This is a genomic window from Halorientalis regularis (assembly GCF_023698535.1).
Taxonomy (GTDB): domain Archaea; phylum Halobacteriota; class Halobacteria; order Halobacteriales; family Haloarculaceae; genus Halorientalis; species Halorientalis regularis.
Window position 1 is genome coordinate 31,201 of record NZ_JALJCL010000021.1, and the last position, 9,549, is coordinate 40,749.

At 65.9% G+C, this 9,549-nt stretch carries 8 protein-coding genes, 1 tRNA gene and 1 pseudogene; 6 read left to right on the forward strand and 4 right to left on the reverse strand.

Translation table 11 applies throughout. From position 1 onward, the window contains the following. Window positions 1–45: 45 nt before the first annotated feature. Together MU521_RS19865 and MU521_RS19870 are read right to left on the reverse strand one after the other, a co-directional pair. On the reverse strand, window positions 46–2,304 hold the full coding sequence (locus MU521_RS19865; protein ID WP_092695239.1) for a VWA domain-containing protein: 2,259 nt from the start codon (window positions 2,302–2,304) through the stop codon (window positions 46–48). Continuing rightward, the gene (locus MU521_RS19870; protein WP_092695241.1) at window positions 2,304–3,512 is read right to left on the reverse strand and encodes an AAA family ATPase; all 1,209 of its coding nucleotides are present in this window, start codon (window positions 3,510–3,512) and stop codon (window positions 2,304–2,306) included. Before MU521_RS19870 ends, MU521_RS19865 begins: the two co-directional genes overlap by 1 nt. Before the next feature lie 69 nt (window positions 3,513–3,581). Here MU521_RS19870 and MU521_RS19875 point away from each other — a divergent pair. From MU521_RS19875 to MU521_RS19890, 4 genes are all read left to right on the forward strand, one after another. After that, a tRNA-Lys gene (locus MU521_RS19875) sits at window positions 3,582–3,655 on the forward strand. Between the two features lie 21 nt (window positions 3,656–3,676). Further along, a complete protein-coding gene (locus MU521_RS19880; RefSeq protein WP_092695243.1) occupies window positions 3,677–4,141 on the forward strand; it encodes a hypothetical protein in 465 nt (154 codons plus the stop codon). Between the two features lie 244 nt (window positions 4,142–4,385). Next, on the forward strand, window positions 4,386–4,775 hold the full coding sequence (locus MU521_RS19885; RefSeq protein WP_092695245.1) for a hypothetical protein: 390 nt from the start codon (window positions 4,386–4,388) through the stop codon (window positions 4,773–4,775). A gap of 82 nt (window positions 4,776–4,857) precedes the next feature. Then, window positions 4,858–5,805: an ArsA family ATPase gene (locus tag MU521_RS19890; protein ID WP_092695247.1), complete on the forward strand. Its 948-nt coding sequence runs from the start codon at window positions 4,858–4,860 to the stop codon at window positions 5,803–5,805. Window positions 5,806–6,016: 211 nt separating this feature from the next. Here MU521_RS19890 and MU521_RS19895 read toward each other — a convergent pair whose 3' ends face one another. Both MU521_RS19895 and MU521_RS19900 read right to left on the reverse strand, forming a co-directional pair. Beyond that, window positions 6,017–6,760 (reverse strand): SDR family oxidoreductase, encoded by a 744-nt coding sequence (locus MU521_RS19895; protein WP_092695249.1) that lies wholly within the window; start codon window positions 6,758–6,760, stop codon window positions 6,017–6,019. A 566-nt stretch (window positions 6,761–7,326) separates the two neighbouring features. After that, window positions 7,327–8,088 (reverse strand): sugar phosphate isomerase/epimerase family protein, encoded by a 762-nt coding sequence (locus MU521_RS19900; protein ID WP_092695251.1) that lies wholly within the window; start codon window positions 8,086–8,088, stop codon window positions 7,327–7,329. A gap of 255 nt (window positions 8,089–8,343) precedes the next feature. On the opposite strand from MU521_RS19900, the gene MU521_RS19905 reads away from it, so the two are divergent. Then, complete coding sequence (locus MU521_RS19905) at window positions 8,344–8,523, forward strand: hypothetical protein (RefSeq protein ID WP_092695253.1); 180 nt, start codon at window positions 8,344–8,346, stop codon at window positions 8,521–8,523. A gap of 955 nt (window positions 8,524–9,478) precedes the next feature. Then, window positions 9,479–9,549: pseudogene (locus MU521_RS19910) on the forward strand (IS6 family transposase); the annotation flags it as partial.

Consider the following 9,549-nt stretch of genomic DNA (forward strand, 5'->3'; position numbering starts at 1 on the left):
GTCTGGAAGTCCTATTCAACTTTCGTTCCGGGACCGGCGGCGGCCTCAAAACAGCACGCGCCCGGCCAGTCCCTGGAGTCGCTGGTCGATAGTTCCCCAGTCTTCGACGACGGCCAGCTGGTGGAAGTACGACCGGTCCGCCTCGGCCGACCGGCCGTCCGGCCGGTCGGGGTCTCTGAGGTACACCCCGAGCACGGGGAAGGTGCTGGCGTCGAGTTGTGTGGTGTAGGCGGCCTCGTCGTCCGGTAGGCCGTCGGTCACGACGAGGACGAACGGGTTCTCCGCGTCCTCGAACCGGGTCCGGGCGAGCGACAGCGCCTGCGCGAGCGGCGTTCCCCCGCCCGCGTTCCCCGTTAGCACGCGGCGCCGCGCCTCGCGGGTCGCTTCTGCGGCCGTCTTCACGAGTCGCACCGTCGAGTCATGGAGGTCGAGCATTGTCACGTCGACGCCAACCGCTTCGAGCGCGACAGCAGCCGACGTCGCGCCCCGCTCGGCAGCGGTGACGGCTCCGTCGTTCATCGACCCCGACCGGTCCAGCACGACGACGCAGGTGTACGCTCTGTCCTCGCTCTTCTCGGTCTGTGTGAACACGTCCGGCCGGCCGCGAGACGCGGCGATCAGCCGCGAGCGGTCGAGCGACCCCCGCCGTCGTCGCGACCGCTCTGCGTCGCGCCGCTGTTCCCGCAGTCGACTGCGAAACCGTTCGGCGAGGAGTTTGGCGTCACGACGGACGGCCGACCAACGGTCCGCGGTGGCGGTCCCACCGTCTGTGGCTTCAGTTACGACCTGCAGGGCCGCGTCCTCACCCATCGCGTCGAGTGCGTGGACGTACGACTCGAGTTCGTCGAGCCGTGCCTCGGCACTGTCGAGTTCGCTCGTCTCCGCCGCCAGTTCGGACGTGTACCGCCGACGCCACGCTGCTGCGGTCGCGTCACCCTCGGCTCCGGTGGTGTCGGTCCCACTCGGACCCGACGACGCCGCCCGTTCCTCCGGGGCGGGTGGTTCGGACTCGGACCCGACTTCCCCGGCGGCGGTCGCCTCCTCGCCTCGTCGTTCACCGGGTAGCTGGCCGGCACCGGGGTGTGACTGGGCGTCGAGCAACCCGTCGGTCGCCGGCCCGTCGTGGTCTGTGCGGTCGACCCCGGCCTCACTGGCTCCGGAAGAGGTGTCGTCTGTACTCGCCCCCGGCTGCGACGTGTCGGACGCTCCGGTTTCGTCGCCGGTTTCGGCCGTCTCGCGTGTGGTTGGGTCGTGCCCGTCGCTTCCGAGCACGCTTTCGAGTTGTCGGTCGACCTCCTCGGCGACGGTGTCGCGGGCGAGGTCACGCGCCGTTCGGGTATCCGGGCCGAATTCGCCGCCCGTGTCGTCGGGCTTGCCGGGGAGTGGCGCGCCGGCCCCGGTCTCGGGGAGGACGGTCGCGTCGGTCGTCCGTCTGGTCACTCGCGGATCGCCCTGGTCGGTTCGGACGGTGCCGTCGGCGTCAAGCAGTCTCGCCAGTTCGCTCGCTTCGGCACCGGGCACGGTCGAGGTTTCCAGCACGTCGACGAGTGCCTGCCAGAACGACCAGATGTGCTCGTTACGGGCGGCCGGATCCGGCTCGGTCAGGACCGTCTCGACCGTCTCGCGCATCGTCGGGCGGAACTCCCCGAGGACTCGCTGGTCCCGGAGCGACGCCATCCGGAGCGTGGCGTCGTCCGCACGGAGCCGTCGGAATCGGCCGCTGTCGTAGATCGCCATGTCGGCCAGGCCGGTGATGACAGCCTGGAACAGACTGAAGCGCCGTTCATCGGCCGCAGGGGACTCGCGAGCGAGCGAGCCCGCCTGGAACAAGTTGGCGTTCAGCACCTCCAGTTCGGGTGCCACCGCGTACCGGTGACGGAGCTGTCGCTCGATGGCTCCGTCTTCGAGTGTGTTCCAGAGTCGAGAGAACAGCCGGCGGCGCTCCGGGTCGGCTCGGGCGAGCAACGTGCGGAAGCCGTCGTTGTCGGTGTAGTGGAGGTGGCCGACCTCGTGGACGACCAGCGCCTCCTGGACGACGAGGTCGAACACCCGCCGACGGAAGTCGGTCACGGGCTGGTCGAACGCCCTGGTTGTCACCGTAATTTCGGGGTCCGAGCCGTCGTAGTCGGTCGTCGCTGTCCGCAGGTCGTCGGCGAACCTGACCGACGGCCGCGTCGACGACAGGAGCCGCGCGAACGTCTGCAGGTAGCGCCGCCGTTTCTCGGACTCACGGAGCGTCTCGGCGTCACCGGCACCGAGCCGCTCGCGAACCGACTGGAGCGATGTCGATGGGGTTAGTCGCATCACTCCCACCGCGTGGACTCGATCGCTTTCGAGACGGCATTGCGGTCCTCGGCGGTCGCTCGCGCCTCGAACACCTGTTTCGCGGCCGCTATCGGCGCCATGTCGAACTCCGAGACGAGTCGTCCGATCTTGATGACCGTCCGGTGGGACGTCGGCGTAGCCAGGTCCCGGTCCCGATAACTCGCACGGAGACTCGCGGCCAGTTCGGTCAGTCGCTCGGCGACTCGTTCGTCGTGCTCGACCCCACGTTGTAGTGCGGTCGTCTCGTACAGTAGGCGGCGCTCGGCCGTCGGCGAGAGGTAGTCGAGTTCGAGTTCCCAGAACCGCGACCGGAAGGCGTCGTTCAACGGGCTCGTGCCGGCGTACCGCGGCGGGTTCATCGTCGCGACGAAGCGGAATTCGGGGTGTGGCTGGAGTACCTCCGAGGTCGAGGTAACCGCCAGCTGCCCGTTGCGCTCGGTCAGTCCGTGAAGCGGCATCGTCGCGGCCGGCCCGGCTGCGTTCAGCTCGTCGGCCACGAACGTCCAGCCCTGCTCGACGGCGCGATACAGAATCCCGGGTGTGAACTCGAAGGCGTGTTCGGCCCCGACGAGTTCGGCGGCCTCGCCGAGCCCGATGTCGTGTTCGTCGGCCAGCCGTCTGACCCGGGCGATTCGGTCCTCGTCGGCGCCGCTGTTCGGTGCGAACTCGCCCACGAGGTCGGCGTATGTCGTGCCCGACCCGAAGTTGACCCGGACGAGCGGACGGTTCGTTCGGGCAGAGAGGTGTGCGAGCAGTCGGTCTTTTCCGACGCCCGTCTCCCCGGTCAGCAACAGCGCGTAGTCCTCGTCGGCGAGGAACCGCGCGGCGAGTTCGACGTCCGTCCAGCCGTTCCGTACCTCCCGCTCGATGTACGCGTGGTCGGGGTCGGGGACGAGCGGGTGGTCGGGGTCGTCGAGCACCGAGAGCTCGTGGAACGTCTCGCCGGAGTGTCCACCCGCCGGCCGTCTCAGGTCGGCCACAGCGATATCGCCGGCCCGTTCGTCCGCCACCGATGTGGTCCCGGAATCGGTCATCGACACGGATAGCCGGTCCGCGAGTATATGTTCCGCGGAACCGGCGAGCGAGTCCAGCCACAGCGACCGGGCCGGTTCGAGCGAGCGTGACCGGCCGCCCGTCGACCCTGTCTGTCGCTCAACGTCCCGGCCCTCGTCGTCGGGTCGGGACACCGGGGCCGACCGGGCGCACGGTTCCGGCGTCCGCAGGAGATATAATCGTCCAGCCACTGCTATGTGTGCGGGCTCGGGGCCTATGCGGCACAGGCGTGGGACTTTTAATCCCGAGATAGAGGGTTCGAATCCCTCCGAGCCCACTGGCCCGCTCCATCCACATAATGCGCTCGCGACTTCTGAAACTCGTCGTCGCGCCGTTTGTCCTGCCACACGAACTCGGGCACGCAGTTCCCGCCGTGCTCACGGGTCTCCCGGCGAACATCACGCTGCTCCCGGATTGGGAAGGGAGTCAGCAACCACTGGGTCAGTTCAACGCCGACCTCGATCCGTCGACACCGCTCTGGGTCATCAGAGCGACCGCCCTCGCGCCGATACCGCTGTTCGTCGGCCTCGCAGCGCTGCTCCGACTGACCGTCCCGCCTACGGGCCCGGTGGCTATCAGTGCGGTTTTTCTGTGCTCGTGCTGGGCCGCGCCTTCGGGGGGCGACCTCGCCATCGCTCGCAAACCGACGCAGGCGCGTACCGCAGGCGAGTTCCTCGCCGCGACCACGACACGTGAGGTGCTCATCTCCGACATCGCCACGGTCGCTATCTGTATTCTCGTCGCCGTCGTGGTCCTGGCCTGAGACCGTCCATCCGGGTCCGGTCACAGTGTCGCGAGTGTCACTGTCTCGGGCTCGGATTCGGGTTCGGGCTCGGTTCCCCCTCTGGTGCGCTGGCGTGAGACAGCGTCCGGTGTGTTCCGCGGGTTCAGACGTCGTCAGACAGTGACACAGTGGTTTCGCTCAATTCTCAAAGAATTGGATGTCTCGCTCAGTCTCCGGAGAGTGGGCCGTTCTTGCTAAGTTCGTGGGGAACCAACGAAATAATATGTCGGTCGTCGAGCGGGTTCGGGCGCGACTGACGCGTGAGCAAACCCGTTACGAGCGAGCGTGGCTGACGAGTATCAACACAGTCGGATTCCTCGTTGTGGTCGGTATCCTCCTCGACAGCAAACTACTGCTGGGGGCCGGGCAGACAGGCATTTTTCAGCGGGCGCTCTACCCGTTCGTCCCGCCGGCGGTCTCTCTCGGCGTGGCGATTGCCGATGGGAACGACCGTGGAACGCTGCTGTCCGCCGTCGCTCTCGTCGGGTACACGCTCGTGCTGGGCGTCGTCGGAACACTCGGCACCGCAGTCGCGACCGCTCCGGTCTACCCCGTCGCCGGCTTGGTCGGTGTTGGCACACTGGTCGTCGTGGCCACACTGGTGGCGCGCTGACGGGCCCGTCGACTCGAACGAGGGGTTCTGCCCGTTGCCGCCCCGGGCGGAATGAGGTTCGGCGAGGCCTCGAATAGCGCGTGTGACTGAGTTCGTTCTCTTCGGCGGGAAAGGTGGCGTGGGCAAAACGACCGTAGCAGCGGCGTCCGGGCTGTCGCCCGCCCGTAGCGGTCACGAAGCCCTCGTCGTCTCGACGGACCCGGCGCACTCGCTGTCGGACTCCATCAGGGCCGAGATCGGAGGCGAACCGACCGAGATCAGGGAGCGACTGTTCGGCGTCGAGGTCGACCCGAACGACGGGCTGGACCGGTACCAGGAGATGTTCGAGACGATGGAGGACGTTCTCGAGGAAGCCGGTGTCGACGTCGAGAGCCAGGCGGACGGCATCGGCAACGCCGCCGACCTGTTCAGTTCCGGCGTCGTGCCCGGCAGTGACGAACTCGCCGGACTCAGCGGACTGGCGAGGTACGTCGACACCGACGATTACGACTACGTCGTCTTCGACACCGCGCCGACCGGGCACACACTCCGGTTGCTCGATTTGCCCGGCATCATGGCCGACGCGCTTTCGACAGCAGCGGAGGTCCACGAACAGGTCCAGCAGAAGGCCAACGTCCAAAAAACACTGATGTTGGGCCTGCTTGCGATTCGTCACACCGACGACCCGACCGCCATCGTCGAGATGCGCGAGCGCATGGACCGCGTCGAGAGTGTCCTCCGTGACCCTGAAATGACGACCTTTCACGTCGTCACCATCCCGGAGACGATGGCCGTCGAAGAGTCCGTCCGTCTCGCCGAACAGTTACCCGGATTCGAGGTTCCCGTCGGCGAGCTCGTCGTGAACAAGTTCATCGAGGACCCCGGCGACTGCGAGCGCTGCCGAGCGGACTGGGCCGTCCAGGAGGACGCCATCGACGGCTTTCGCGACCGGCTCCCGGGTCTCGACGTCCAGCGGGTCGCCGACCGACCGGGCGAGGTCACGGAGCTGGAGACACTGGACCGGGTCGCCGAGGACCTCACAGTGAGCTGAGTCACGAGGCCGTCCGCCGCGGCGCACCGTCACAGGCCACGCCGGCCTTGCTGTCGCCGTACTGTTCGTACTCTCGAACAACCTGTCCCGTCGGCTCCGGTGAACGACCCCACCCTACTCGCTCACGACTCCCACCGTTCGCTCCTTGCGGGTGGGACTTTCTGTTTCTACGACGCGCTGTACATCCACAACATCGGAAGCACTCGACGGTTTAAAACCGCTCGTGAATGTCCCGTCGGTAGAGGTCGAGTTCTGCCACTGCCGTCGCCCCCTCCTGGTCGGCCGCGTAGACGATTCCGTCTGCCACGTCCGCAGCGCTAACTGTCGCCTCGGGGTCGAGGTTCTGGGCGTTCGTCGTCTCCCGGAACGCCGATCCGAATTCGGTCGGGACGCCGGTGGGATTGACGACGGTGACTGCGACCCCGTCCGGACCGGCGCGGCCGGCTACGCTCGCTGCGAAGCCGCGAACCCACCACTTCGAGGCCGCGTACACCGGTGTCGACGTACTCGGGTACTTGCCCTTGGAGCTGCCGACGAACACGATGGCTCCGTCACGCTCGCGAAGGTGTGGTAGCGCCGCCCGCGCCGTGTAAAATGCGCCGTGGACGTTCGTCTCGGTGACGGCCTCGAACTGCTCGCGGGGCAATTCCGACAGCGGTACGTCCCGGACCTCGCCGATGCCAGCGTTGACCACGGCCACGTCCAGCCGCCCGAAACGCTCGACCGCGGCCTCAACGAGCGCCGCGACAGCGTCGGGGTCGGTCACGTCCGTTTGGACGGCGGCCGCCGCAACGCCGCAGTCGCGGCACTCCTCAGCGGTCGCTTCGAGCGCATCCACGCTCCGGGCACCGAGTACCACAGCGGTCCCGTTCTCGGCGAATCGTTTCGCTGTCTCCGCTCCGATACCTGAACTCGCGCCGGTGATCAGCGCGACTCGAGCCTGCGTCTCCGTCACGTCCGGACACCTCCCGCGGCAGTCATCGCGAACCCACACCAGAACGCGGTCTGTTCGTTGCTGGGCTGGTCTCCCTCGTGGCCTCGCGGAACGGTGTCGTCACCGTGCGTGACCGTTCGGTACTAGCACCGCTCGTAGAAGCGACCTCGGTCGTCGACTGTCCAAGCAGGTGCGTCCTGCCGGCGACGGGGTACGTTTCTGCCTCCATGGAGTCGACACAACGGACCACGGCGGCAAGTACACTCGGGTCCTGTGTCGCAGGCCGTCTGTGACACCACCTGCTCGTCCCTGGTGTCCCAACACCTATGTCCCAGAGGGGGCTGTCCGGTTCGGGACTGCCAGTTTCTTTCAGCGTGCGGGGTGGAGCTCGACGTTCGGAGTGGAACTACTCGTTCGATGGACGAAGTGGCGGTCGTCTTTTATAGACGCGGTGGAGTTCGGATGAGTCCTGCCGCCGAGTTCTCGCGGCGAGAAGGTTCCTGCGGGCGACAGGCCGGTCTCGGCGGGAACGACGCTATCGGCGTGGGATGGCGGCACTCACACGACGGCGATGACGGGCTCGGCTCTCACGGGTACTCGTCCTCCGGCGACACGCCGTCGAGGGCCGCGGTAAATCGCTCCGCCGACGAGGTCAGATATCCCGGGTCGTCGGTGAACACCTCGACGGTCGCAGTCGTCGGTGCCGCGTCGGCGAGCGCCGGCCCGAGCGTCGCGTAGTCGACGTCGCCGCTGCCGACCGGGATGTGTGTGTCGCGGCGGTGTCGCGCGCCGTGGACGTGGAGGTGGTCCACGATGTCACCGTACGAGTCGAGGAACGCAGTCGTGCCCTCTGTCCCCGCCTCCAGGTACGCGTACCCGACATCGAGACACACCGCTGCGCCTGCTTCAGCGGCGAGTTCGCCGACCTGTTCCAGCGCGACCCCACCCGCATGGCCGACAGTCTCGAAACAGACAGTCACGCCGTGCTCTTCGGCGCGGTCGACCACCGAACCCATCCTGTCGGCGAGGTGGTCTCGCCCGGAGCCCCGGGAGCGCGGGTGGGCGACCGCAGTGTCAGCGCCCATGGCCGCGGCCGCGGCGAGCAACGTATCGAAGTACTCGAGCGTCGCGGAGTCGATCCGCTCGACCGTCGTCGCGAGCGGCTGTCGGTACGGGAGGTGGACCGTGGCACCGAAGCCTCGTGTCGTTAGTCGCTCCGAGAGCGCAGCGGGGTCGAGCGCGCTCACTGGCCGCTCTCCCTCCCCAATCGCGACCTCGACGAAGCTGAACGACCCTGGCAGTTCATCAATCCTGTCGACGTACGGCCCGACGGAAACACCGATGTCCATGTCCGTACTATTGGACTGACAGTGATGGGACTTGTTCCACGAGTTCCCGCGACCGGACTCGGCTGGACCGTTCGTCGTGGCCGCATCGGCAACGACCGGAACGCATAGACCTAGCAGGCTCTCGTGTCGTCTGCTCCCGGCAGGCTCTCGTGTCGTCTGCTCCCGGCAGGCTCTCGTGTCGTGTGTTCGGCCGCCAGTTTTCGGTCACTCGACCGACCGACGGAGTGTTACTCCTTCAGTTCCTAATCGGAGATAGTGCCACAGTACACAGTGACGTTCGCCGAACCCCACAGCCTCACAGACGGCGACGACGAGACTATGCAAGTGACCGGATACGAGGACGTCGGCAGCATGTACATCCTCGAGTTATTGAACGGCGAAACGCGGTCGGTCGGGAAACAGCTCGTCGACGACATCACAGAAACCGACGACTGACTGGTTGTTTCAATATTCGTGACGAGTCTGCCTCCGTGGCGAGTCTGTCGACTTGTGTCGTGCTCTGTTTTAGCCGTATACAGGCGCTAAGTCCGCATCCTCAGGGAGCTACGGCAAACTGGGGAGTCGGAGTGAGTCGTTCACGGTGAACCCACCCTCCCTGCCTCAGCGGCGCCACGTTGTGTATTTTTCTGTACCCTCCGGACGGGGGGCGGTTCTTAACCAACACGGTTCGAATGCCGGACAGTTGTTGGTTAAGATTCGACTGTAAGACGGTGTCTGTGTGGTCGGGTCGGAGGCTCCAGAGACACACACCGGGTTTCCGGTGAAATCGGGAGGCCGAAGAAGAGACACCGGGTTTCCGGTGAAATTGTAGGCTGGCGTGTCTCGGACCCGTTGGTTGGGCTTCACTCGGGATCGTCTTGCACATATCAGAATGGTAGCACAACCACAGACGGTCGGAAGGTCACACGGTGCAGAGACATCGAGATCGGCCGAGACAGCGACGAAATGATGAGGCGGTTAGGCCGGCCGAGACGACAACGAGTTGGAGGGTTGGCCGAGACGGTCTGCTACCTAACCACGGGAGACAGCGGTTCCACAGGGAGAGGAGGGTGACCCCACTGCACCCCACTGCACCCCACAGGTCCCGAGAGAGTTCTCCCGAGTTCAGAACCGGCCGTTCAACTGGAGATTAGAGGATGAGCTCGATCGGTGTGGCCGTCTTCAGACAAGAGGGGACCTCAGAGGATGGGGAGACGGGAGACGCAACATCTTCCAGAGGGAACACACACACACCACGTTTCCGGTGAAATACCTAGAAGAGTGTGTGCCGTCCGTGTCGACTCCAGTGTAGAGCGAATCATTACCTGACAAGATGCATATGGATGTCTGACGTAGGCACTGTCTAGTTGAGTGAGTTTGAGAAGCGAGGAGGCTGTAGCGAGAAGTGCCTATGCAACTCGCAGACCTCCTCAGCGAGACGTTGGAAGAGGACAGTCAAGACGTTTGGGAGAACGAGCGCAC